This is a genomic window from Thiomicrorhabdus marina, assembly GCF_017571465.1.
Classification (GTDB): domain Bacteria; phylum Pseudomonadota; class Gammaproteobacteria; order Thiomicrospirales; family Thiomicrospiraceae; genus Thiomicrorhabdus; species Thiomicrorhabdus marina.
In genome coordinates this window covers 130,256-154,819 of record NZ_JAGETV010000004.1, presented here as the reverse complement: position 1 = coordinate 154,819, position 24,564 = coordinate 130,256, and the positions used below count along the sequence as shown (strand labels likewise).

The 24,564-nt window shown below is 42.5% G+C and carries 23 protein-coding genes and 1 riboswitch; of the genes, 17 read left to right on the top strand and 6 right to left on the bottom strand.

Annotated features, from left to right (window positions below; translation table 11 throughout):
* Positions 1-6: 6 nt before the first annotated feature.
* From J3998_RS03960 to J3998_RS03945, 4 genes are all read left to right on the top strand, one after another.
* Entirely contained in the window at positions 7-264 is a 258-nt protein-coding gene (locus J3998_RS03960) for a YfhL family 4Fe-4S dicluster ferredoxin (RefSeq protein WP_208148166.1), read from the top strand.
* A gap of 90 nt (positions 265-354) precedes the next feature.
* A complete protein-coding gene (locus J3998_RS03955; protein WP_208148165.1) occupies positions 355-651 on the top strand; it encodes a DUF1840 domain-containing protein in 297 nt (98 codons plus the stop codon).
* An 18-nt stretch (positions 652-669) separates the two neighbouring features.
* A complete protein-coding gene (locus J3998_RS03950) occupies positions 670-1,515 on the top strand; it encodes a hypothetical protein (RefSeq protein ID WP_208148164.1) in 846 nt (281 codons plus the stop codon).
* A 290-nt stretch (positions 1,516-1,805) separates the two neighbouring features.
* Entirely contained in the window at positions 1,806-2,291 is a 486-nt protein-coding gene (locus J3998_RS03945) for a Spy/CpxP family protein refolding chaperone (protein ID WP_208148163.1), read from the top strand.
* An 85-nt stretch (positions 2,292-2,376) separates the two neighbouring features.
* On the opposite strand, the gene J3998_RS03940 is transcribed toward J3998_RS03945, so the two are convergent.
* A complete protein-coding gene (locus J3998_RS03940; protein WP_208148162.1) occupies positions 2,377-4,983 on the bottom strand; it encodes a methyl-accepting chemotaxis protein in 2,607 nt (868 codons plus the stop codon).
* A gap of 271 nt (positions 4,984-5,254) precedes the next feature.
* Here J3998_RS03940 and J3998_RS03935 point away from each other — a divergent pair, with 271 nt between their 5' ends.
* The 8 genes from J3998_RS03935 (at position 5,255) to J3998_RS03900 (ending at position 13,101) form a co-directional block, all read left to right on the top strand.
* Positions 5,255-6,232, top strand: a complete 978-nt coding sequence (locus tag J3998_RS03935) for a prenyltransferase (RefSeq protein WP_208148161.1) — start codon at positions 5,255-5,257, stop codon at positions 6,230-6,232.
* Between the two features lie 54 nt (positions 6,233-6,286).
* Positions 6,287-7,183: a cysteine synthase CysM gene (cysM, locus tag J3998_RS03930; protein WP_208148160.1), complete on the top strand. Its 897-nt coding sequence runs from the start codon at positions 6,287-6,289 to the stop codon at positions 7,181-7,183.
* Between the two features lie 36 nt (positions 7,184-7,219).
* Complete coding sequence (locus tag J3998_RS03925) at positions 7,220-7,723, top strand: CYTH domain-containing protein (RefSeq protein ID WP_208148159.1); 504 nt, start codon at positions 7,220-7,222, stop codon at positions 7,721-7,723.
* 13 nt (positions 7,724-7,736) lie between these two features.
* Positions 7,737-9,065: a TolC family outer membrane protein gene (locus J3998_RS03920; protein ID WP_243750579.1), complete on the top strand. Its 1,329-nt coding sequence runs from the start codon at positions 7,737-7,739 to the stop codon at positions 9,063-9,065.
* A 101-nt stretch (positions 9,066-9,166) separates the two neighbouring features.
* The gene (locus J3998_RS03915) at positions 9,167-10,747 is read left to right on the top strand and encodes an ABC transporter substrate-binding protein (protein WP_208148158.1); all 1,581 of its coding nucleotides are present in this window, start codon (positions 9,167-9,169) and stop codon (positions 10,745-10,747) included.
* A complete protein-coding gene (locus J3998_RS03910; RefSeq protein WP_208148157.1) occupies positions 10,744-11,361 on the top strand; it encodes a L,D-transpeptidase in 618 nt (205 codons plus the stop codon). The genes J3998_RS03915 and J3998_RS03910 overlap by 4 nt, the downstream gene beginning before the upstream one ends.
* Positions 11,355-12,278 (top strand): nickel ABC transporter permease, encoded by a 924-nt coding sequence (gene nikB / locus J3998_RS03905; RefSeq protein WP_208148156.1) that lies wholly within the window; start codon positions 11,355-11,357, stop codon positions 12,276-12,278. Before J3998_RS03910 ends, nikB begins: the two co-directional genes overlap by 7 nt.
* A gap of 16 nt (positions 12,279-12,294) precedes the next feature.
* Entirely contained in the window at positions 12,295-13,101 is an 807-nt protein-coding gene (locus J3998_RS03900; protein WP_208148155.1) for an ABC transporter permease, read from the top strand.
* On the opposite strand, the gene J3998_RS03895 is transcribed toward J3998_RS03900, so the two are convergent.
* Complete coding sequence (locus J3998_RS03895; protein ID WP_208148154.1) at positions 13,098-13,547, bottom strand: MOSC domain-containing protein; 450 nt, start codon at positions 13,545-13,547, stop codon at positions 13,098-13,100. The genes J3998_RS03900 and J3998_RS03895 overlap by 4 nt on opposite strands.
* Before the next feature lie 76 nt (positions 13,548-13,623).
* Here J3998_RS03895 and nagZ point away from each other — a divergent pair, with 76 nt between their 5' ends.
* On the top strand, positions 13,624-14,727 hold the full coding sequence (gene nagZ, locus J3998_RS03890) for a beta-N-acetylhexosaminidase (RefSeq protein WP_208148153.1): 1,104 nt from the start codon (positions 13,624-13,626) through the stop codon (positions 14,725-14,727).
* A gap of 29 nt (positions 14,728-14,756) precedes the next feature.
* The gene (locus J3998_RS03885) at positions 14,757-15,890 is read left to right on the top strand and encodes a mechanosensitive ion channel family protein (protein ID WP_208148152.1); all 1,134 of its coding nucleotides are present in this window, start codon (positions 14,757-14,759) and stop codon (positions 15,888-15,890) included.
* Here the strand turns inward: J3998_RS03885 and J3998_RS03880 are convergent.
* Positions 15,887-16,480 (bottom strand): START domain-containing protein, encoded by a 594-nt coding sequence (locus J3998_RS03880; protein ID WP_208148151.1) that lies wholly within the window; start codon positions 16,478-16,480, stop codon positions 15,887-15,889. The genes J3998_RS03885 and J3998_RS03880 overlap by 4 nt on opposite strands.
* A 55-nt stretch (positions 16,481-16,535) precedes the next feature.
* Positions 16,536-17,558: a UDP-N-acetylmuramate dehydrogenase gene (murB, locus tag J3998_RS03875; protein WP_208148150.1), complete on the bottom strand. Its 1,023-nt coding sequence runs from the start codon at positions 17,556-17,558 to the stop codon at positions 16,536-16,538.
* 51 nt (positions 17,559-17,609) lie between these two features.
* Here murB and J3998_RS03870 point away from each other — a divergent pair, with 51 nt between their 5' ends.
* Both J3998_RS03870 and J3998_RS03865 read left to right on the top strand, forming a co-directional pair.
* The gene (locus J3998_RS03870) at positions 17,610-19,046 is read left to right on the top strand and encodes a sodium-dependent transporter (RefSeq protein WP_208148149.1); all 1,437 of its coding nucleotides are present in this window, start codon (positions 17,610-17,612) and stop codon (positions 19,044-19,046) included.
* A 541-nt stretch (positions 19,047-19,587) separates the two neighbouring features.
* On the top strand, positions 19,588-20,565 hold the full coding sequence (locus J3998_RS03865) for a porin (protein ID WP_208148148.1): 978 nt from the start codon (positions 19,588-19,590) through the stop codon (positions 20,563-20,565).
* 79 nt (positions 20,566-20,644) lie between these two features.
* On the opposite strand, the gene J3998_RS03860 is transcribed toward J3998_RS03865, so the two are convergent.
* On the bottom strand, positions 20,645-21,178 hold the full coding sequence (locus tag J3998_RS03860; protein WP_208148147.1) for a DUF3087 family protein: 534 nt from the start codon (positions 21,176-21,178) through the stop codon (positions 20,645-20,647).
* A gap of 128 nt (positions 21,179-21,306) precedes the next feature.
* The gene (locus tag J3998_RS03855) at positions 21,307-22,134 is read right to left on the bottom strand and encodes a tetratricopeptide repeat protein (protein ID WP_208148146.1); all 828 of its coding nucleotides are present in this window, start codon (positions 22,132-22,134) and stop codon (positions 21,307-21,309) included.
* Between the two features lie 188 nt (positions 22,135-22,322).
* A riboswitch (TPP riboswitch) is annotated at positions 22,323-22,479 on the top strand.
* Positions 22,480-22,618: 139 nt separating this feature from the next.
* Here J3998_RS03855 and thiC point away from each other — a divergent pair.
* Positions 22,619-24,562 (top strand): phosphomethylpyrimidine synthase ThiC, encoded by a 1,944-nt coding sequence (thiC, locus tag J3998_RS03850; RefSeq protein WP_208148145.1) that lies wholly within the window; start codon positions 22,619-22,621, stop codon positions 24,560-24,562.
* Positions 24,563-24,564: the final 2 nt, after the last annotated feature.

The window sequence follows — 24,564 nt, the reverse complement described above, 5'->3', positions numbered from 1 at the left end:
ATTAATATGGCATTAAAAATTTTAGACGGCTGTATTAACTGCGATATGTGCGATCCGGAGTGTCCGAATACTGCAATCTCGATGGGTGAGAAGATTTATGAAATCAATCCTGATCTATGTACTGAGTGCGTCGGATTTTATGACACACCAACGTGCATGAGCGTTTGCCCGATTGATGTAATTATCAAAGACCCAGATCGAGTCGAAGATCACGATACACTGTATGAAAAATTCGTTAACCTGGTTAACGAAGACAAAATTTAAAATTTGTCTAAAATAAAAGCGAAGTTGGAATTCCACTTCGCTTTTTTTATATTCGGTTAGTTTACAAACTGCTTACTAAGGAATCCGTAAATGATTGTTTTTAAAACTAAAGATTATCCAGAAGTTAGCTATTTTGATAATGTCGCACTGAGTCTTATCAATTTAATGGGACACAGTGAAGTTGTGCCAGGTGCACTTACGGATGAAGAGATGGAACTGGCCTTTAATAATCTAACAAAGGCTGTTTCATCAGCAAGTGTGCAGAGCGGTGATAACTGGGATAACGATTCAGTCAGTGTCTCCCATCGTGCTGGACCTCTGCTTGACTTGCTTAAAGCCGCGATAAAAAATAAAGAATACGTTATCTGGGAAAAGACTTTAACGTAAATATTAGGAAACTTTGTGATGCGGTATTTTTGGAGCTTAAAACCATCGCTCTTTCTTTTTCAACTGCTGATTATAAGCAGTGTATGTAAAGCCGCCCATGCAAGTGCGACTTCAATACCAGTAGCTCCGTCGATATCGGTTGCAGACTATTCTTGGATCGCGCAAAAGATCTACCAAAACGAGTGTGCCTCTAAACCTGAAAACTTATTGTTTTGGAGTAAAAAAGAAGTATTTCCTTCTCTTGGTATAGGCCATTTTATTTGGTTTCCTAAAGGCGTTGATGCGCCATTTGAACAGACCTTTCCAGATTTTTTACGCTTTGTGCAGCGCCAATCCTCGACAACACAAATTCCAACCGATGACTTTACAGTTGCCCCGTGGCAGAGTCGAGAGGTTTTTTATACTTTAAAAGAGCTAGGTCGTATGCAAGAGTGGCAGACATTTTTGCAAAGTACTTTTGCCATGCAGTCGGAATTTATTGTGAATCGTTTTCAGTCAAAATTACCGGAATTAATTGCACAGGTTTCTGATAATCGAAAAGCAGAAATACAATCTATAATTGATGAGTTGATGGCTTTTGACAGGGGAATGTTTGCATTGATTGATTACAGTAATTTCAAAGGGTTAGGTATAAATCCTAAAGAACGCTACCAGAATAAAGGATGGGGTTTGTTGCAGGTTTTATTCGCTATGCAAATGCCGAAAAATACAAGTGAACAAGCGCTATTAGACGCTTTTATTCTAGCTGCAAAACAGACGTTAAAACTGCGAACAAAATTAGCATCAAACTCGCAGTTGGAGTCAACTTGGTTAGAGGGTTGGTTTAAGCGACTAGACGGTTATGGTTTGCACTCACTAAATTGATAGCTTGGTTCCAAGCAATCATCAAAATAATAATTTAAAAGCTCTTCTGCCGATCATTGCGGTAGGTCTTAACTTTTAGATAGGGGAATGCTTAATTTCCCCATTCTAAATGGATTTGTTCTGCGTTTGCATAGGCTAAATGCTTTGGATCGCTCTTACTTTTTTCATTAAGCTTCCTCAAAAGAAAAATTAACTTATTATAAATAAAGTTTATGCATGGGTTTTGTTATGCTAATATTAGAAAAAACTAATTAAAATTACCCGCACTAAACACAAGAAAGGATTTAAATATGCGTAAGCTTTTTGTTGCAGCAGTTACCGGTTCACTATTGATTGCTTCGTCTTTTGCACATGCACAAGATGCCTGTGTGAAAGTACAGCCTAAAGTTGAAGATATTCGTGCCAACTTTCACGCTAATTACATGCCAAACTTTATTCCAGTAGTGGTTAACAGTGAAGAGGCTCTAAACCTAACTGCCGAGCAATGCAAAACATTCAATGAGTTTCGCACTACAAAAGGTAAAAACGGTAAGAAATTGATTAACAAAATTCATGAGATGGAAAGTGAATCACAAAAAATTGCACTTGCAGGCGCAGGTCTTGAAGAAATGAAAAACCGCCATGCTAAGATTGCTGAGTTACGTGCGAAATTGATGGAAGGCAAAATGAAATGTCATCAGTTTGTTAAAAAGACATTGACCGCTGAGCAATATGACAAATTAATCAATGAAGTTTATCCAAGCATGATTGCGATGGCCAAAGAAAAACTTAAGTAAGTTTTAAGTTGAGAGCAGCCAATAAAAAGCCCGGATATTGTTCCGGGCTTTTGCTTTTTTAGCGTACTGTTACAGAGGCTAATATTTAGAAGTCTTCCCACTCATCGCCGTTTCCAGAAGAAGGGGCTTTGGTTGGAGCAGGTTCTTGAACTTTAGATTTGCTTGGTGCGGCTAAGCGTTCCACTGGTGCCGAAGCGGTTTTACTCGTGGGCTTTTCAACTTGTGGCGTTGCCGTTACTCTCTTAGGCGTAGAAACTTTAGCGCCAGTTTTAAAGAAGGACATATTGTCTTGTAAGTTTTGCGCTTCTTCGCTCATGGTACGTGCCGCAGCAGAGGTACGATCAACTAGAGCCGAGTTTTGTTGAGTTGCGGCGTCAATATCACTGATTGCTTGATAAACCTGGTTGACGCCTTCAGCTTGCTCGGCAGAAGCATTGTTGATTTGGTGAATCATATCATTAGCACTATCAATTGATAGGGTGATCTCATGAATGACTTTACCGGTTTCACTTGCTAATTTTGTACCTTGGTCGATTCGAGCAACGCTTGAATCGATTAGTTGTTTAATGTCTTTTGCGGCGTCAGCTGATTTTTGTGCCAGTGCCCGAACTTCTCCGGCTACCACTGCAAAGCCACGACCGTGTTCACCAGCACGAGCAGCTTCAACCGCAGCATTTAACGCCAGTAGGTTGGTTTGGAAAGCGATACTGTCAATTAAGGTGACAATCTCAGCAATTTCATGGCTAGAGTCTTGGATCGAGCCCATTGCTTCGATGGTTTTTTCCATTACTTGGCCGGCTTGAGTGGCGTTGCCATGGACCTGTTCGAATACCTGTGCCGCTTGATGGGCATTTTCGGTATTGTTTTGAACCGCCGAATTCATCTCTTCCATAGTGGCAGACGTTTCTTCTAAAGCGGCTGCCTGTTGCTGTACACGAGAACTTAAGTCGCTTGCATCGGTAGAAAGTGAAATCGCCTCATTCGTAACGGTGCCAGATGTGTGAATTGCCTGATTAACGGTACTCGCTAAGCGCTCAATCGACTGGTTGACGGCAAGCTTAAGCTCTTCAAGTTCGCCACGATATTCGCCATTGATTCGCTGTGTCAAATCACCGCTAGCCTGACCAGTCACTACTTTAGTGATTTCAGCTAAGGCTTTTTCTAAGACGTCCATGGATTCGTTAATACGATCCTTCAGGATGGTTAGCTCACCAGAGGTGTTACCGGCAATGCGGTTAGCGAAATTACCATTGCGCATATCTTGCATAACATCATTGATTTCGCGTACTACTTGATCGGTTTCGTTCATGGCAATCTGCGCATTATCAATCATGGTTTTAAAGTCACCGCTAGCAACACCGGAATTGATTTCAACATTGTAATTGCCGTCTCTTAGAGACTGCATTACTTTCGAAAGTTCTTCCATTACATGTGAGATGTTGTGCGCGCTGTTGTTTATACCGTCTTTGAGCGCTGCCAAATCGCCTTTATAGCTGCCGGTAATGGTTCGAGAAAAGTTACCGGCTGCAATGGCTTTCACTATGTCATTTGCTTCATCTAGAGCATTGCTGATGTTATCCAGCAAATTATTCAAAGCAGTTGCTGTCTGACCAACTTCGTCTTTGGAATTGATATTGAATTTTTTGCTGAAATCGCCGGTTTGTAGGATCTGGTCAGTTACTTGTTGAACTTGTACCAGAGGTTTAATGACTACACGGTTCACAACCATGACAAGTACTGCTGCAAGTGCGATGATACCGGCGATAATGCCGATAATTGAAAGCCAAGCAGAATTCATTGCTGAAGTAATTGGGCCGGTGTAAACCTTTTCGTTAAGAATGAATAGGTGACGACCGAAAGGCTTGCCTTCTTCATCAAGAGCAGGAATATCGATATAAGCATGATGGTCTTTAACATAGACATTATGGCCGTCAACACCGCCATCATTGAAGTGTTCTGCCAACTCAATAGATTCAGGCTGAAACCAACGGTTATTAGCAACAACATAATGATTGCCTACCGATGTGTTCTTGTTCAACATTTCCGGGTTATTAAATTTATTTTTAAGATAGTTTTTATCGACCAGTAAAACCCAGTAGCCATCATGCTCTTTAACAAAACTTTTGCCGACTGATGCTAAGCCTTGTGTCATTGAAAGCATGCCGAGCATTGTGCCGTTATTCATTACCGGTGATAGGGCAACGACACCTACACCGCGTTCATCGATAGTCAGTGAGCCAAAAGATTGCTTATCGCTTGTTACTTTTTTAAAGAATGCATCAGAACTATGATTTTTATTTGGAAGTTTGTCTGTCCAAGATTGAATAATCGACTGACCATTTGGCAAGATTACTTCGGTTTTAATATTTTTGTAATTCGACTGATCTGCATACCTTTGTCGAATTGAGTACACTAATTTTTCAATGTCGGATGCATAACCGCTTTCTAGGGCAGTGATAGTGTCTTCATGGAAGCTCAGAGCTGTCGAGCCAATAATGCCGCCCTGAATCTTAAGTTCGAGTTGCGATTCAATATAGGTTTGCATTTTAGTGCTTAGCTCATTTTCAACTTGCTGCTTAACAGGTGCAACAGAAGAAAAATATAACAGGACACCAATGATGATGGCGACAAGCATGCCGACAATACTGGCTATGGTGATAACTTTGACGCGAAGAGATGATTGGGTAAGCATAGTAAATCCCGAAAGTATCTATGAATTATCTTCTACCGTTGTTGCAAACTGCACTTAGAAGATAAAAGTTTAGTGGTATAGCTATCATCGCAAAAAAAGTGTAAACGGCCTTGTTCGCTGTCAATTTTTATCAGTTTTGCAGAGCTTTACCCTGTAAATTTTTGTTATGTTGCAGGGCATTTTGTTAAGTATGTATTTTTATGGGAGTAAAGGAATTGAGGTTTGTCGTGCAAGCCAATATTCTTTTCCGGAAACCGAAAACGTGAAAAAAATGAATATATCTCAGATTAAGCCCGTGTTAATGTCGACGCGCCCCAATTTCCTTGTGTTAAGCATTTCGGTATTGCTTCTAGCCAGTGCGTTAAGCTTACATTCCATAAATTTAGGGATCAGTAATAATATCGCCTTCAACTGGTTTGATTTCGGGTTACTGTTAATTGTATTTCTCAGTGCACATGCGGCGGTCAATTTGCGTAATGAAATTGATGACAGTCGTTCCGGCTTAGACATGATTACAACTAAAACGCCTTTCAGCGGCGGAACCGGTGGGCTTTTGGACTCTGTTGCGGCCATAAATCTTGCAGAGAAAGTGTTCTGGATTTTGACTCTTTTAGTTGTTCTTAGCGGAATATATTTTATCTTCAGTTTTTCACTGCTGTTAATTCCACTAGGTTTGGTTGGCTTAGTGTTGATCTATTTCTACACGACACACATCACCGCTTTTCCATGGCTTTGTTGGTTTGCTGCGGGTCTAGGTTTCGGGCCAATTATGCTGTTTGGCGCCTTTACGGTTTTGATTGGGAGTTTTGTTTTGTCACTGCCGGCGATGATTGCGAGTTTAATCGTTTTTATCTGGGTCAATAATCTGTTGCTTCTCAACCAAATTCCAGACATTCACGCTGACAGACAAATTGGTCGTTTTAATTTATGGATGCGTTATGGAATCGGAGTTAAGTGGCTGTTCTACGTCAGTCAGATTGTCAGTGTCGGGTTAATTTATGTTTTTGCACAAAGTTTGCAAATTCCGCTAATAAACTGGGCTTTGCTTTGGGGAATCGCAATGCTATGGATGGTCGTTTATTTTGAAAAATGGCTGAAAACATTGCCGCGACAAGCTATTGCTGATATTCAAAAAGGTGGTTTGGTTCTTTCACAAGAAAATCTTACGAATTTACGCCCAATTTTAGCAATGAATGTCATAATAAACCTCCTCTTGCCATTGAGCCTAGCGTTGTTGCTTAGTTTTTAATTTGGCGCTCACTTTTTTAGCATGAGCAAAGATTGCGAAATAAAGGATTTATCTATGTACCCGACCTTGGTTGATTTTGTAGGAAATACACCTCTAGTGAAAGTACAACGCCTCGTCAATCCAGCAACTAACAGTGTTGTGTTAGCAAAGCTAGAGGGCAATAATCCAGCCGGTTCGGTTAAAGATCGTCCCGCTTTGTATATGATTCAGAAAGCGCAGGAACGCGGGGATATTAACCCCGGCGATACGCTAATTGAAGCGACCAGCGGCAACACGGGAATTGCCCTCGCAATGGCGGCATCTTTAATGGGTTACAAGATGAAGTTAATTATGCCCAATAATATGAGTATGGAGCGTAAAGCATCCATGGCTGCCTATGGTGCGGAATTAATTGAAGTCACTAAAGAGCAGGGCATGGAAGGTGCCAGAGATTTAGCTGAGAAAATGGTGCAAGCCGGTGAAGGGATTATGTTAGATCAGTTTGCTAATCCCGATAACCCTTTGGCACACTACCATTCGACCGGCCCGGAAATCTGGCATGCAACTCAAGGTCAAGTTACGCATTTTGTAAGCGCTATGGGAACGACAGGAACCATTATGGGTACTTCAATGTACTTGAAAGAACAAAACCCGAATATTCAGATTGTTGGTGTTCAGCCAGAAGATGGCGCAGCGATTCCGGGAATACGTCGTTGGCCGAAAGAGTATATGCCAAAAATCTATGAAAATACTCGTGTTGATCGAATTATTGATATGTCACAGAGCCTTGCAGAAGACACGATGCGTGCTATGGCTAAAGAAGAAGGTATCTTTGCCGGAGTTTCTTCCGGCGGCGCTATGGCTGCGGCTTTAAAGGTGGCGCAAGAAGTTGAAAATGCGACGATTGTTACCATTGTTTGTGATCGCGGTGATCGTTACCTTTCAACGGGTGTATTCAACCCAATCAAATAAATAATAAGACTCTATAACTGGAAAACAGCGCTACTTATGGCTCGTGAAATAGAACGAAAATTTCTGCTAACCGATGATTCATGGAAGGCATCGGCCTATCAACAGACCGACTTTGCACAAGGTTACTTAACACCGCTGCAAGGTGTTTCCAAAAGTTCAGTGCGCATTCGTATTGAAGGTGATTCGGCCAATATTAATATCAAAAGTTTAGAAATTGGTTTAAGCCGTGACGAATATGAATATCCAATTGATTTGGCCGATGCCGAAAAAATGTTAGCGACTTTGGCCGTCGGGCCTGTCATTAAGAAAACACGATATTTGGTCAAGCATGGCGAACATGTTTGGGAAATTGATGAATTCTTTGGCGACAATGCAGGATTAGTCGTTGCTGAAGTTGAAATGCGCGATGAGGACGAAAAGGTAGAAATGCCGGTATGGGTTGGCACAGAAGTTACCCATGAAGCGCGCTATTACAATATCAGCTTATCTGAATATCCATATCAAAGTTGGAATGAAGATGAAAAAAACAAAAACTTTTAAAAAGGGCGCGATAATGTCTGTTAACAAATTACAAAAAACCTCTCTTTCATCTTTACTGTCTGTCGCACTGTTTTCAGGAATGGCACAACCGGTTGTAGCTCAGACTTCAGGTTTGGTTGATATCTATCAAATGGCTCTGCAATACGACCCTTCTCTGGCGCAGGCTAAAGCTCAATATCAATCCGATCAACAGCAACTGCGCGCATTAGAAGGTGGTTTACGCCCGCAAATCCAAGCCGATGCTAGTTATGTCAACCAAAACAGTATTAGTCATGCTTCTGAAGTCGACAGTATGGACTTATCGGTAACCCTTAATCAAAGTGTGTATCAGCATGAGATGTGGGCACGAATCGACCAGTCGGAATTGGCATTGAATGCTTCACAATTGGCTTTGAAAACCGCAGAGCAAGACTTGATTTTGAAAGTGACTGAAGCGTATTTTAATGTGTTGCTAGCGCAACAGACGTTGAAACTATTCCAGAGTCGTGAAGAATCGGATCGTCTACAGTTGGAAAGTGCAACTGCTTCTGCAGAAGTTGGATTAGCGAGTCAAGTAGATGTATTGCAAGCAAAATCTAATTATGACATTTCAAAGTCAAATCGTATTAATGCCGAAAATAGCTTAGATATTGCTAACGAAGAGCTGATGAAAATAACTGGTCAGGCATACGGCGCTTTGAAAACCTTGCCAATGACAACGAAATTTCCAGCTTATCAACTGAATTTAGCCGATATTGAGCAAACTGCGCAAACCCAGAATTTGGCGGTGCAATCGGCACTGGCACAATCGCAAATCGCGAAGCAAGAGATTGAAGTACAAAAATCAGGTTACTGGCCAACCGTTTCTTTACAGGCGCGCCTTAACGATACAAGCTATGACGACGCACCTGGTGTAAAAGATGCAACCGGAAGCGCTATTAGCTTTAATGTTTCCATGCCGATTTATAGCGGAGGAAGTACTGATGCGAATGTGAGCTCGGCACGTTTCCAAAATCAGAAAAGTTTAGAAGCATTACGTGATAGTAAAAATACTGCGCGCCTGAATGCTCGTTCACAAGCCCGAAATATTGAACGTGGCGAAGTATTGATTGCTGCTCTACGTGAAGCGGTTAAATCGAATGACGCTTTCTTAGAAGCGGCGGAAGAAGGTTTTAAGGTTGGTTTGAAAGATTTATTAGAAGTCTTCAGCGCTCGTTCCAATCAAGTTGATGCACGCAAGAATTTAATTGAGGCATTACATAATCAAGTGCTGAATTCTTTGCGTTTAGAAGCGGCACTTGGCGATTTGACCGAGCAAGATCTTATTGCATTCGATCAAATGTTGCGTACCACAGCAGAATAATTTCTTTAGCGATGCTTCGCAATTGTCTAGTGATACATTTCTGCTGCTTTCATTTAAAGGCAGGTTATTAAGCATGCCTTTTTTGTTTAACGTCCTTTAATATGCCGAATTTCAATCGCCGTCAGTTTATTAAAAGTTTGTCTACTGCTACGCCTGTATTGCGTGGTATAGGCGCTCCTGCCGCCTTGAGTGCTTTGGCAATAAGTGGCTGTTCGCAGGTAAATACACCAAACATCATTCGTATGGCGGTTACTGGCCGTCCGCAAATGCTCGATCCGAGAAAGGCTACCGATGCTTTATCCAGTCGTGTAAACCGTTTGTTGTATCGTCAGTTAATCGATTTTGATGACAGCTTTTCACCGATCCCGGATTTAGCCGAATGGCAGCAATTATCGCCGACGCATTATCGTTTCTCGACTCGTGAACAGAACCGCTTTATTGACGGCTCGCCGCTTACCGCTGAAGACATAGCTGCGACCTATTTGAGTGTACTTAATCCAGAGTTTGGATCAGCTCATCGTGGTTCATTAAAGAACATTGCTCGTATTAAGGTAATTGATAATTTAACCGTCGATTTTCATTTAAATGAGATGGATGCGTTGTTTGTCGGTCGCTTAGTCATTGGCATTTTGCCTAAGCGATTAATCGAACAAAATCATCCTTTTCATCTGGAACCGTTTGGCTCCGGTGCTTGTCGCTGTTTGAGTATTTCCGAACAGTCTATTGTGTTGGAGCGTCGTATAGATAAACAGCAGTTGGTATTTATCCCTGTTAAAGATGCCACGGTTCGAGTGCTGAAAATTCTCAAGGGTGAAGTGGATATCGTGCAGAATGATTTGTCACCTGAGCTGGTCAATTATTGCCAGCAGCAAAAACAAGTAAAGGTTAAATTTTCACGTGGCACTAACTTTGGCTATATCGGTTTTAACTTTGAAGACCGCTTATTAAGTCAGTTACCAATGCGCCAAGCGATTGCTCACGGAATTAACCGCCAGGCAGTTATTGATGCGATGTTTAAAGGCCATGCACGTCTAGGCGAAGGGCTTCTAGTGCCTGAGCATTGGAGTGGTGTACAAGGCTTGGATGATTACGAATACAACCCCTCTAAGGCAAAAGCACTGCTTAAGCAGGTCGATATTCCTGCCGAATTAATTCAAAAAGACAAGAATAATCAACCGTTTATTGAACTAAGTTACAAAACCTCGAATGACCCGACTCGAATTCGTTTGGCGACCATTTATCAGTCACAATTAAAACCGCTGGGCATTCACCTTAAAATTCAGAGCTATGATTGGGGAACTTTTTACAATGATATTAAGAAAGGTCGTTTCCAGTTATATAGCCTTGCTTGGGTTGGTGTGAAGAGCCCGGATATTTTTCAGTATGTGTTTGCATCGAATGCGATTCCGCCAAAAGGTGCCAACCGCGGGCGCTATAGAGATGAGGTTGCTGATGCCTTAATCACTCGTGCAGCTCAAAGTGATTCAATTGCTGAGCAAGCCGAGTTGTACCGTCAATTGCAAACTCGATTGCATGAAAAACTTGCTGCCATGCCTTTATGGTATGAAGATCAGTATGCTGTGCTACGAAAAGAAATTTCTGGCTACCAACTGTATGCCGATGGTCGATTTGATGGTTTATTACAATGCCAGAAAAAAGTTACAGCGCAGGTTAATCTATGAACCAGTGTTTGATTGCTTGCATCGCAGAACAACGATTGTATTTTTTCACTGAGCAAGGTGTTTATTTTTGGCCGATAAGCTCTGCGTTAAAAGGGGTCGGTAATTTAAAAAATTCTAATCAAACACCGCTTGGTTGGCATCTTATTCGCGCCAAAATTGGTCAGGATTCACCTATCTATTCGGTTTTTAAAGCACGTCGTCCGACCGGAGAGATTTGTGATTTGGCCTCTGCGGATAAGAATCGTGATTGGATTCTTAGTCGGATTCTTTGGTTAAGCGGTATGCAGAAGGGCGTTAACCGATTAGGTCATTGCGATTCCATGCAACGTTATATCTATATTCACGGCACCAATGAAGAAGATTTGCTCGGCACCGCTGCATCCCATGGCTGTTTACGCATGCAAAACGACGATGTTATCGAACTGTTTGCAAGGGTTAATTCGGGCTGCCCGATTTTAATTACTGAGAATAATGCAGTGGATTGCTTGGCAAACCTTCCAACTGAAATGCAGAACGTCAATGCGAATTACCAAAAACAAAAAACAATGTTGAATCAGTTGTTTACAGATAAAAACCTAACGGCGTTCTCAAAAGAGCTGGAGGGCGCATGCTAAGTTATTTAGTCCGCCTTATCGGTTCAGTTGTCTTTATTTCGTGGATTGTCGGCTCATTGGTTTTCTTTTTATTGCATTTGGTGCCGGGCGATCCGGTTGCAGTTATGCTGGGTGACTGGGCTTCACCGGCAGATGAGGAAGTGTTGCGTGAACAGCTCGGTTTGAACTTACCGATTTGGCAGCAATATTGGCATTATCTGATCGGGGTTCTACATGCGGATTTAGGCAATTCGCTGTTCTATCAGCAACCGGTTTCCGATTTGATTGCCGAGCGTTTTCCCTTAACCGCGCATCTGGCGATTATGTCGATGTTATTGGCGATTTTGATTGCTTTCCCACTTGGTGTATGGGCGGCTTTACGCGCCGGCAAATGGCCAGATCATCTATCCATGGGTATTTCACTACTAGGTGTTTCCATTCCTAATTTCTGGCTCGGGCCAATGCTGATTCTGTTTTTTGCGCTTTGGTTAGGTTGGTTGCCGGTCAGCGGCGCCAGTCAACCTTGGGCATGGGTTTTGCCGACGGTTACTTTAGGTACTGCATTAGCGGCGATTCTCGCTCGAATGTTACGGGCATCGTTATTGGAAGTCATGCACGAAGATTATATTCGCACGGCACAGGCTAAAGGTTTATCGAATGCTACGGTTTATGGCAAGCACGCACTGTTTAATGCGCTTCTGCCGGTAGTCACCATTCTAGGCCTACAACTTGGGACTTTACTTGGCGGTGCAGTCATTACCGAAGTGGTTTTCGACTGGCCGGGCTTGGGAAATCTTCTCGTCGAGTCAATTCAACGTCGTGATTATCCGGTAGTACAAGGCTGTATTCTAGTGATTTCGGTGGCTTATATTAGCGTCAATGCGTTGACGGAATTAGTGTATGCTTGGCTCGACCCGCGTATTCGTTTAGCAAAATAAGTGATTAGCAACACGCATGATTTATAAATTTAGTTTGGTTTTAGTGATTCTCTGGCTACTGATGGTAGTAGCATCACTGTTTGTTGGCGAGAGTGCCAACCAAGTCAATCTAGATGCGTTGTTGCATGGCCCGTCGAGCGCTAATCTTCTCGGTACCGATGAACTCGGTCGCCCGTTATTGGAAAGGGTGGTTCTAGGCGCGCAGACTTCACTTTTCGTTGCTTTGAGCGTGGTGATTTTCTCGGCAGTTATCGGTACGACAATTGGAATATTCAGCGCTTATTATGGCGGATGGATTGATAGAATCGTCACCAAAATCATTGATGTGTTTTTGGCTTTTCCCGGGTTATTGCTTGCCATCGCCTTGGCGGCAGTGCTTGGCCCCGGCATTGAAAATGTTGTTTTTGCTTTGGTGGTCGTCGGCTGGGTTGGTTATGCGCGTTTGGCTCGCGCGCAAACCTTGAGTTTACGATCTCGCGAACACATCTTAGCGGCCAAAGCATTGGCGGTGCCGAATTATCGAATCTTTTATCGCCATCTATTGCCGTTGATTATGGCGCCATTGGGTGTGGAGGCGACATTTGGTATTGCCGGAGCGGTGATTGCCGAAGCGGGGCTCTCGTTCCTTGGATTAGGCGTACAGCCGCCGGATGCCTCATGGGGTAATATGATTAAGGAAGGCACCCGTTACTTATTGGTTGCGCCGCATTTGGTTTTAGCGCCGGGAATTGCACTGATGTTATTGGTATTGGCGGTTAACTTGTTAGGCGATCAGTTCCGTGATTATCTGGATGTACGTGGCCGTCATCAGAATAAAGCTTAAAGCCATTCAACTGAATCACCGACTTCAATCTTACCTGATCGAATAACTTCACAGCGCGCGCCACCACGCCAATTCGGTATGAGTGCCGCTTTTAAACCTTTTGCGAGATTCTCCATACGAGCGCAAGGGTCGGTCTCGCAGGTGATTTGCAAAACAGCCTGACCAATACGTAATTGGCGACCGATAACTTGTTCAGAAAATTCAATATCGTCTACGAGCAAATTGGCGCGGCGTTCAATCCAACTGATTTCTAAAGGGAATAAATCACTCGCTTCAGAACAGGCAGTTCGCCAAGATTTTAAACTTAAAAGGGTAACGCTGGTCATTGGGTTTTTCCTGCCGCGAAAATCGCCTAAACCGTTTTCTATGTTTAAGGATGCAATGCTATGTTGTGCAATTGCGCCACGGCTTTGTTGATGACTGGCAATTCCTAGCAATTTCGGCATAGAAAATCTCCCACATTCTTCTTTCAATGGTTACAATTTGAGCACCAAACTCTTCTTGCATGAACAAAGGAATATTATGCAGCAAAATGCCGGTCGAGCCATGTCTTTAGGCTCAATCATGATTGATCTTCAGGGAACCAGTATGACGGCGATCGAAAGAGAGCGGTTAATGGATTCAAAAGTTGCCGGTGTCATTTTGTTTACGCGTAATTTTGAATCGGTTGCACAGCTACAAGAATTGACTAAAGAAATCCATCGACTTCGACACCCTCGGCTACTGGTTGCAGTTGATCATGAAGGTGGCAGAGTGCAGCGTTTTCGTGACGGCTTTACACGTCTACCGCCGATGCGTTTACTCGGGCGTTTTTATCAGAACCAGCCGAAACAAGCCTTGGAGTTAGCACATAAAACCGGTTGGTTAATGGCGGCCGAACTCTTGGCTTGCGGTGTGGATTTCAGTTTTGCACCCGTACTGGATTTGGATTATGGAGGCTCTAAAGTTATTGGTGATCGTTCTTTTTCTGAAGATTCTAAAGTGGTTGCCGAGCTGAGTTTGGCTTTAATCCAAGGGATGCAAAATGCCGGCATGGCTTCGGTTGGCAAACACTTCCCCGGACATGGTTATATTGAAGCGGATACGCATTTGGAAATTGCAGTTGACCAACGCAGTCTACATGAGATTCAAAAGCAAGATATGCAGCCGTTCTTGAAATTAATTGAAAATGGTTTGGATGCAGTAATGCCGGCACATGTAATTTATCCGCAAGTGGATGCGAAACCGGCTGGTTTCTCGGAGTTTTGGTTACAACGAATTTTACGTGAGCAGTGCCATTTTGAAGGGGCGATCATCAGTGATGATATGTCGATGCAGGCGGCAGTTGAATTTGGCGATGCATCGCAACGAGTTCGAAATGCATTACAGGCAGGTTGTGATTTGGTATTGGTTTGTAATGATCCACATGCTGCGGACAAAGTTTTGTCAGAAGTTACGTGGCAGGGTGATTTAATCAGTCATGCGCGTTTGATTAGGATGCATGGACATCATCAGTACAATTATGACAAGCTACGTTTTGATCCACAGTGGCAAGCAGCGGTACATTTACTTGATCATTTAAACAGTTGGGCAGAGCGTAATCTGCATGATGAAACGCAAGGCAGTTTTTCAGGCTCTCTTTTATAGAACTTTTAAATTCAGTTGGTGATAATCAAATGGAATTTTTTACCCAGTTTTTGCAGGATTTGGTGCCTTATTGGGCGGATTTAGTGGAACTATTCGGCGGTCAAGTTTGGCTATTGATGGTAACGATTATCCTGTCGGCAACCGCGATACTGGATATGCTTCAGCGCCGTTTTTTACGCGCCCTGCATTATCAACTGCTTAAGCGCAATAAAGTCTGGTTAGACAGCTTTGTCGACGCGGCACGTTCGCCGGCTTCATTCTTTATTTGGGTAACCGGTACCGTTTTAGCGCTGAATAGCTTGATTCTTAAAATCGGGGTTTATGTTGATCTGATTCCGTACATCCAGTCATTTAAATCGACGATTTTAACGCTGTCGGTCGGTTGGTTTGTGATTCGTTTGGTTCAGCGTCTGGAGCTACATTTAAAAGATTGGGCGCGTGATGATGACCGATTAGATGAAGTAACCGTTGAGGCATTAGCGAAAATCATCAAGTTACTGGCCTTTATTTTGACCGGCCTTTTCTTCTTGAATGCTTTTGGTGTGAGCCTAACTGGGTTGCTGGCGTTTGGTGGTATTGGCGGTATTGCCGTTGGTTTTGCGGCTAAGGACTTGCTTGGAAATGTATTGGGTGGATTGATGATCTACATGGACAAGCCATTTACCGTTGGAGAATGGATTCGCTCGCCGGATAAAGACATTGAGGGGACAGTGGAAAATATCGGTTGGCGCATGACCACAGTGCGAACCTTTGATAAGCGCCCACTGTATATTCCGAATGGAATTTTTGCGACTATCGCCATCGAGAACCCGTCACGTATGAGTAATCGCCGTATCAAAGAAACCATCGGAATTCGTTACGCTGATATCGATAAAATGGCACAGATTGTTAAAGATGTACGTGAAATGCTGCTGAATCATCCTGAAATTGATACCGAGCAGACGCTGATTGTTAACTTCAATACGTTTAATGCTTCGTCATTGGATTTCTTCATCTATACTTTTACAAAAACCACTCAGTGGGTTTTATTTCACGAAATCAAGCAGGATGTGCTATTGAAGGTTAGTCAAATCATTGCTAATAACGATGCGCAAATCGCTTTCCCGACCCGTACTTTACATGTTGAAGTGGATAAGATCGCATCAGAAATAAATATGCGTTAAAACAATGTTTTGTTATCAATTTCAACTAGGTTTTTGAGTTTTTCTAACGAATAAACCGGAATTTCGCTAACTAACTGGTTAATTAGCCACGCAGGAATTTGTCCGGCGGGTTCGCTTTCAATCATATGAGTAATAAGCGTTTCTTGTTCTGAGATTTGATCTAATTGCCAGTAACCGTTTAGGTGATTGATGCGAACAAGATTAGGGGAGTAAGGAAAAAAATAATCGGAGTGGCTAACATTTATTCGAGCTTGAAACTTACTTAAATGTGCTTTGGTGATTTTTGTAATGGCTTCTCTATTATCAAAGGGCCAAGGCAGTTTTGTAATACTTCTAACAATGGTTTCTTTAGAATTTATTTGCTTAAGAACTTCGACCTTATCTAAACGGTAATACCAATTGGGCATTAAGGAAGTGTTGGCTAGAACAGTGAGTACTTTGAACATAGGGGCACGGACTTTAACCTCTCCCTTAAAAGCATAAAATGATGAACCGGTAACTTTTTTAGTCCAAACCTTAACGTTGCTTTCAGGGTAGTCTTGGTTGATTTGCCAATCGGAGTTGCTAGCGATGGCAAATGATGAAAACAACAGAGAATAAACGAGTAATAAGTATTTAGTCGTTGTTATGCCTTTTCCCTCCGATTTACAAAATAATCACTTCCGGTTCGAGATGAATGCCAAATTTATGGTTTACGTCTTCTTGTACCAACTGGGCCAGTTCAGCTAATTCCGCTCCTGTTGCGCCGCCAAGGTTTACTAAAACCAAAGCGTGCTGTTCGGAAATTCCTGCTGAACCGTAACGTTTTCCTTTCCAGTCGCAAGTCTCAATTAACCACGCAGCTGGAATTTTATAGGTTCCGTCAAGCATTTTGTGGTGTGGTATTTCTGGATAATCCGTCAGTAATGTCTGAAAATATTCGGCATCCACAACAGGATTTTTAAAGAAGCTTCCGGCATTGCCTTGCATATCAGGATCTGGAATTCGCTGTTTACGAATGCTGACCACTTGATCAAACATCATTCTCGGAGTAATTTCTTCTTTTTTATAGTCACTTAATGCATTTCTCAAAGGTTCATAAGATAGGTTCGCTTGACCATGTGCCAACTTTCTCAAACGAACGGTAATGCGATGTACCATTAAGCGGTTGATGTACTCTTGCTTGAAGATGCTGGTTCGATAACCGAAATTGCACTCTGCATTACGGAACTCTTTATGAGTGCCATCAAAGACATTTAAAGTCTGCACTCGGGTAATGACGTCTTGAGCTTCAGCTCCGTAAGCTCCGATGTTCTGCACCGGCGCCGCGCCAACCGTACCGGGAATTAAGGCTAAGTTCTCAAGTCCCCACCAATTTTTATTAACGGTATACTCAACCAAATCATGCCATTTAACACCGCCGCCAACTGATAACCAGATATTTTCATTGTCTTCTTTAACGATGCGAATTTTATTGAAAGTGCAACGTAACGTCACACCATTAAAATTTTGCGTATATAGAAGATTGCTTCCGTGTCCGACAATGCGCCAAGGTAAGGAGGCAAGTTTAACGTCGGTACGAAGTGTAAGAATGTCGCTCTGTTTGTTGATTTCCACATAGTATTGACTGCGAATATTGACATGGAAAGTGTTGTGTTTGAGCAGGGAGTAGTTGGCCTGAATATGCATATGCTTGGGTTATAATGAAAATTGCTATCAAAACATTATAAAGGAAACCCTATGGGACAACTAAAACTTTCTAGAGAATCCTGGTCGTCGCAAACGGTATTTATTTTGGCTGCAATCGGTTCGGCAGTGGGTTTAGGCAATCTCTGGAAGTTTCCATATATAACCGGAGAAAATGGTGGTGGTGCTTTTGTTTTGGTATACCTCGCTTGTATTTTATTAATTGGTCTTCCGGTTTTACTCTCCGAACTCATCCTCGGTCGAGCAGGTCAAGCTAACCCTGTACAAGCTATGGCAAATCTTGCGAAAACCCACAATGCCACACGTTTATGGTGGTTGTTAGGTTTAAATGGTGTATTGGCCGGCGCTTTGATTCTCTCCTTTTATTCCGTTATTGCCGGTTGGGCTGTCGCTTATTTTATTAGTAGCGTGCAAGGTGACTTTATCAATATGGCTGCAGAACAGGCCGGAGTGAGTTTCAACGCAATGCTGACCAACCCCTGGGAATTGCTGTTATGGCACACAATTGTTGCAGTACTGACGATTATGATTGTGTCGAAAGGCATACGCAGCGGAATCGAAAAAGCGATTAACTTTATGATGCCGGGGCTATTTTTGATTTTACTTGTGCTGCTTGGCTATGCCACCACGACCGGGTCCTTCGAGCAGAGTTTTGCTTTTCTATTTAATCCCGATTTTTCAAAGTTAAGTTGGCAAGCGGTGCTGATCGCAATGGGGCATGCTTTTTTTACCTTGAGTATCGGTATGAGCGCAATGATGGTGTATGGCTCTTACCTTGATAATAAACAATCAATTGTTAAGGCCGGTATCTGGATTGCATTTGCCGACACTTTGATTGCTTTATTAGCCGGTCTGGTGATTTTTTCAATTGTATTTGCTAATGGCTTGGAGCCTGGTGCTGGCCCTGGGTTACTCTTTCAAACACTTCCCGTCGCATTCGGGCAGATGTGGGGCGGATGGTTCTTTGGCACGCTGTTTTTTGCATTAGTCATTATGGCAGCTTTGAGTTCAGCTATATCATTGATCGAACCTGCGTTAAGTTGGCTGCAACAAAACTGGGGCATTGCTCGAGCTAAAGCTGCATGGAGTTTAGGGGTAATTATCTGGTTGCTAGGCATTGGAACGGTACTTTCTTTCAGTAATTGGGAAAACGTGTATTTCCTCGGTGAGCGTACCTTATTTGATACGTTAGACTTTATTACGACCAATATTATGTTGCCATTGGGTGGGCTCTTAATGTCAGTATTTGTGGCTTGGGTTATGAGTGCTGAATTACGCGATCAACAACTGCAACTTTCGCCATTGTGGTTAAAACTGTTTTTGTTTGATCTTAAATGGATTGCACCTGTTGCGATTATGATTGTGTTTGCATCAAACCTAGTTGAATCGAATAGTACTTATCTTTTGATCGCTCTTACATTGCTGATTTATGTGTTCTATATCTGGAATAGCCAGAATAGAAATCGATAGATTAAATTTCCTCGTTTCAGTTGCGAAAATCCCGTTATCATGCAATGCCGTTCAGGTAACGGATTTGTTTACTAAAAAAGAGCTTGCCAGAGCCTAAAGACCTCGCAATTACAGTCATTGCGAGCGTAGTGAAGCAATCTTTATTTCTTAAGTGAAGAGCATTACAGTCAACACCGCCAAGACAAATTTTTGCTTTGCCTGAAGCCATTTGGACCTATTCTGCGCTGCCTTACATTGCATTAATTTGATAATCCTTTTAAATAGTAAGGTAGTTATTTAATGTGACTGTTTTACATAACCATATTTCAAGTGCGACCTAATAATTAGTTTTCTTTTAAAAACAGTATGTTAGTGATTTGTTTCAGAACATAATTGAAAACTTTAATAATCTAGGCTTATTTATCTATTTAAAGTTTTTAATAACCATGCGTCTCTATAGGGTGATAAATTTGCTCGCGTAAAAATTCTTGACGGTAAATAAGATTTACATATTAAAAGAACGAATCTTTACAGAAAAACAAAAACATTATGGAGACTCTTAATGAAAAAGACGCTACTACTTGCAAGCTTAGCTGCAGCCTTCTCAACCCCAGCAATGGCAGAGCCAACTCTATACGGTGATTTCCGTGCATCGGTTGTAACTGGTGATCTGGCTGGTGATACAAGTACTGATTTTGTAAACAATGCTTCACGTGTCGGTATTAAAGGTTCGCAAGGTAATGATAACCTTAAAGCGATTTATCACCTTCAAATGGGTGCAAATCAAGATACAAATGATACTACTAGTGCAGCCTTAACAAGCCGTTTCTACTTTGCTGGTTTGCAAGGCTCAATGGGTAAACTGATTTACGGTCGTCTATCTACTCCTTATAAAATGACTGGCGTTAAACAAGATCCATTCTATGATACTTCAGCTGGTTTAGTTGGTGGTGGTTCTAACTATGGTTATTCATCGCTCATTAACGGTTTCTCTGATAACTCGTTTGCCTACTATTCACCAAAAATGGGTGGTTTAAGCTTTAATGCAAGCTACACGATGGCTGATGAAGCAACTCAAAAAGCTGGTGCTGGTGTTGGTATTGAATACGCTGCTGGTGGTATGAAATTCGGTCTTAATCACTTAATGCTAGATGGAGCAGGAACGAATGTAGCTCTTGCAAATGGGACGGATTCAGCAACTCGTATCTATGCAGGTGCGAAGATGGGCGCTTTAAATGTAAACGCTTCATATGAAATGGTGGCACAAGCTTCAGGTGATGATGCTAAATTCACAAACCTAAATGCAACATACAATGCAACTAAAGCAATGAAGCTTGCCGCATCTTACGGTCAGGTTTCTGGGGCTGATGGTGTTAGTGGTAGTGCTGCAAAATGGAATGCTGATGGCAGCAATGTAACTGCTGGTGCTTTCTATAATGTTCTACCTAAGACAACTGTTCATGCAATGTACACAGCTACTAGTCTAGATTCTGGGACTGATAAGAATGGTTTAGCAGTTGGTATCAAGCAAGGTTTCTAATTAAATGATTAGTTAACATTATTGTTACTACAGAAAACCGGCTTAAATGCCGGTTTTTTGTTTTTACCAATAACTAAATCTAGTCTTCTATCTTATCTTCGGCATAGGCTTGTACCCATTCAGGGTCAAATTCGATTTGCTCTAATTCCAAACCGAGTTCGTGCATTTTTTGTTCGAGTTCGCGTTTCTCAACCTCTAAATCCAAAAGTGCGCTGCTATTCTGTTCAAACTTGTGCATTTGCGTTAATCCCAAGTGATAAAAACGCAGAATCTTCATCGCTTGTTGATCGCCGTTTTGTACAGCTTCTTGAACATGTCTTAAGCGATTGGTGACATGCATAAGGTTACGTTTTAAGCGAAAACCGTACATGGCTTCAGCCATAATCGGTTTATCTGCCATGAACTTTTTGACGATAAAGGCGGTGATCATTAAGCCGACAAAAGCACCTAGAAAGTTAAGTACCAATTTATTGCTATTGTAGGGGCTGAGGTAATGGACGCTTAGACTGGCAAAAATAAAGCCGATAACGATAAAGATACCGAGCATTACCAAGGTCGCATTTCTTGATTTTGTGCGATAAACCTTCGGGTCGATTGGTTCAATGGAAAACATAACCACTCCTAAAAATTACAGTTCGTTATTTGATGGCGGTTATTGTAGTGGTTTTAGGAAGTTTTGGCAGGATAGGATTGGAAAGAGGTGCGTTGATGGCCGAGTAATCGACCATCAAATAGCGTAAATTACTGCATGATTTGACCGGTGGTATCAATATCGTGATAACGTTTGCAGGCGTCTAACATATATTGACTACAAGCCACGCTATACAGTTTTTTGGCTTCGATTAAATCTTTTTTAATCAACTCCTTATAGCCGGTTGCGTACATATTTCCTAGCGCAAAACTACCTTGCGGTGATTTCTGTAATGCGGAAGATTTTAATAAATCGATTGCCTGAACTTCCGGTTTATTGATTTTTCCTTCTAAAATCCATTTCGACATAATCACTTTTGCTTGGGCACTGTCTTGAGCAACCGCTTTTTCCAACCAGGTTCGCGCGGTTGAAAAGCTTGCCGGTACTTGTGGTGCACCGGTTTGGTAAATCATTGCCAGACGTGTCATTGATAAAGGTTCGCCACGTTGCGCAGCCTTATCGAACCAAAAAACGGCATTTTTTGCGTTTGCTTGCACGCCAACACCATCGGCATACATTACACCGGTGTTATACATCGCAAGTGAATAAATTGGATCATTAAGATTTTCGCGCAACACTTGGCGTGATAATTCACGGTGCCAGTGAAAAGATTGCTGATAATCGACCATATTGGAATTGACCGCGTCACCGTAGATACGTGCCAATTGATAGCGGGCTTGTACATCGCCTTTAATTGCAGCCTGACAGATTTTCAAAGCGTCGCCCTGAAAAGTCTGCAAACAGGCATTAGGATTAAACGCTAGGGCTGACTGACTGGTTAACGCGAATGATGCGACTAAGGTGATTTTTGTAAAGAGTTTGAATGACTGTGTTGTCTTGACGGTTTCAGTCTTCATATTTTGGCTAAGATTGCTCATATTTTTTCTGTTCTATTTTTTATTTTTAAAGTCAATTGAGCACTATAGCGGAAGCGGCTTCTCGGCACAATATCGCATACTACTTAGTGAGTGAAGTCAGGCTAAAAAAATTTTGGTTTCCTGTCTTCGAGGCGTTTAATTTGTACTTGCTGCTTTAAATTCGGTGACTTTGTCGCTATACTTCATGGCAAATTTTGTCGGAGTGCCTTTAGACAAGGAGAGGCATGATCACTCTTAATGAAGCTATTAGAAGTGATCATGTCTTCCCGGGCTGAGATCGCGAAAGCGGGATCCGTTGAACCTGATCTGGTTAGTACCAGCGAAGGGAACAAGCGTTACAAACTCACTTTTGAAGTTTGTTTTCGTTTTACTTGCTTAATAATTTACTCGCCGAGTTTTATTAAGTGGGTAATACAGTATCATCTCTTAAATGTCTATCGAGCTTCTTCGCCTTTTCGTTAATTCCTAAACAATAGGCAAGAAAATGAGTTCAAATCAAACCAATAATCATAAAGCGACTGACCGTCGCGAGCGCCGTGCAGCAGCCGAAGCGTTTATCCAAAATGTATCAGGCCAATCTTTCCCGAATTCTGAAAAGATTTATGTTCAAGGTGAACTGCACGACATTAAAGTCGGTATGCGCAAAATTACATTGAGCGATACTTATGTTTCAGGGCCGGAAGACAATCCGGTAATGGAAAAGAACGAGCCGATTAATGTTTACGATACGTCTGGTCCTTATACCGATCCATCGGTTGAGATTGATGTTTACAAAGGTCTGCCAAAACTACGTGAATCTTGGATAGAAGGGCGTGGTGATACGGAAGTTCTTGATTCGGTAACTTCTAAGTTCACCCAAGAGCGTATGGCCAACCAAGGTTTGGATTCAATCCGTTTTGAGAACCTGCCAACCGTGCGTCGTGCTAAAGCCGGTAAAAACGTCACCCAAATGCACTATGCACGCCAAGGTATTGTTACCCCAGAAATGGAATACATTGCTATCCGCGAGAATATGAAACGTGCAGAAATCCGTGACGATATGATTACTCAGCAACATGCCGGTGAATCTTTCGGTGCGTCGATTCCTGAAGACATTACGCCTGAATTCGTTCGTGATGAAGTGGCGCGCGGTCGTGCCGTAATTCCTTGTAATATTAACCATCCTGAATCCGAGCCAATGATTATCGGTCGTAATTTCCTGATTAAAGTTAACGCCAATATCGGTAACTCTTCAGTGGGTTCTTCGATTCCAGAAGAAGTCGAAAAACTGGTTTGGGCAACCAAATGGGGTGCGGATACGGTGATGGATCTGTCAACCGGCCGACACATCCACGAAACGCGGGAATGGATTATGCGTAATGCACCGGTGCCAATCGGTACCGTGCCAATCTATCAAGCGCTGGAAAAAGTAAACGGTATTGCCGAAGACCTAACATGGGAAATCTTCCGCGATACGCTAATCGAACAAGCTGAGCAGGGTGTTGACTACTTCACTATCCACGCCGGTGTGCTGCTACGTTATGTGCCGATGACGGCAAAACGTGTCACCGGTATCGTTTCACGCGGTGGTTCGATTATGGCGAAATGGTGTTTAGCGCATCACCAAGAAAACTTCCTTTACACGCATTTTGAAGAAATCTGCGAAATTATGAAAACCTACGATGTCTCTTTCTCACTAGGTGATGGACTTCGTCCAGGTGCAATCGCTGACGCTAACGATGAATCACAGTTTGCTGAACTGGAAACCCTTGGCGAACTAACCAAGATTGCTTGGAAGCATGACGTTCAGGTCATTATCGAAGGTCCTGGGCATATTCCGCTGCACATGATTAAAGAAAACGTTGAGAAGCAAATCGACGAATGCGGCGAAGCACCATTCTATACGCTTGGGCCGCTAACCACGGATATCGCGCCGGGTTATGACCACATTACTTCGGGTATCGGTGCCGCCAATATCGGCTGGTACGGTTGTGCCATGCTTTGTTATGTGACACCGAAAGAACACTTGGGTCTGCCGAATAAAGATGATGTTAAAGAAGGCTTAATGGCGTATAAAATTGCCGCGCATGCAGGTGATTTGGCGAAAGGCCATCCGGGTGCGCAAATCCGTGACAACGCGCTATCTAAAGCACGTTTCGAATTCCGTTGGATCGATCAGTTTAATTTAGGTTTAGACCCTGAACGCGCGCGCGAATACCATGACGAAACCATCCCGCAAGAATCCGGCAAGGTTGCGCATTTCTGTTCCATGTGCGGTCCAAAGTTCTGCTCGATGAAAATTTCGCAAGAAGTTCGTGATTATGCGGCAGAACAAGAAGCAGCCGGACAAATTACGGAGATTTCTCTGGATGAAATCAAAACCGGTATGAAGCAGAAGTCGAAAGAATTCCGTGATGCCGGTAGTGAAATCTACCAGAAGGAAGCCTAAAC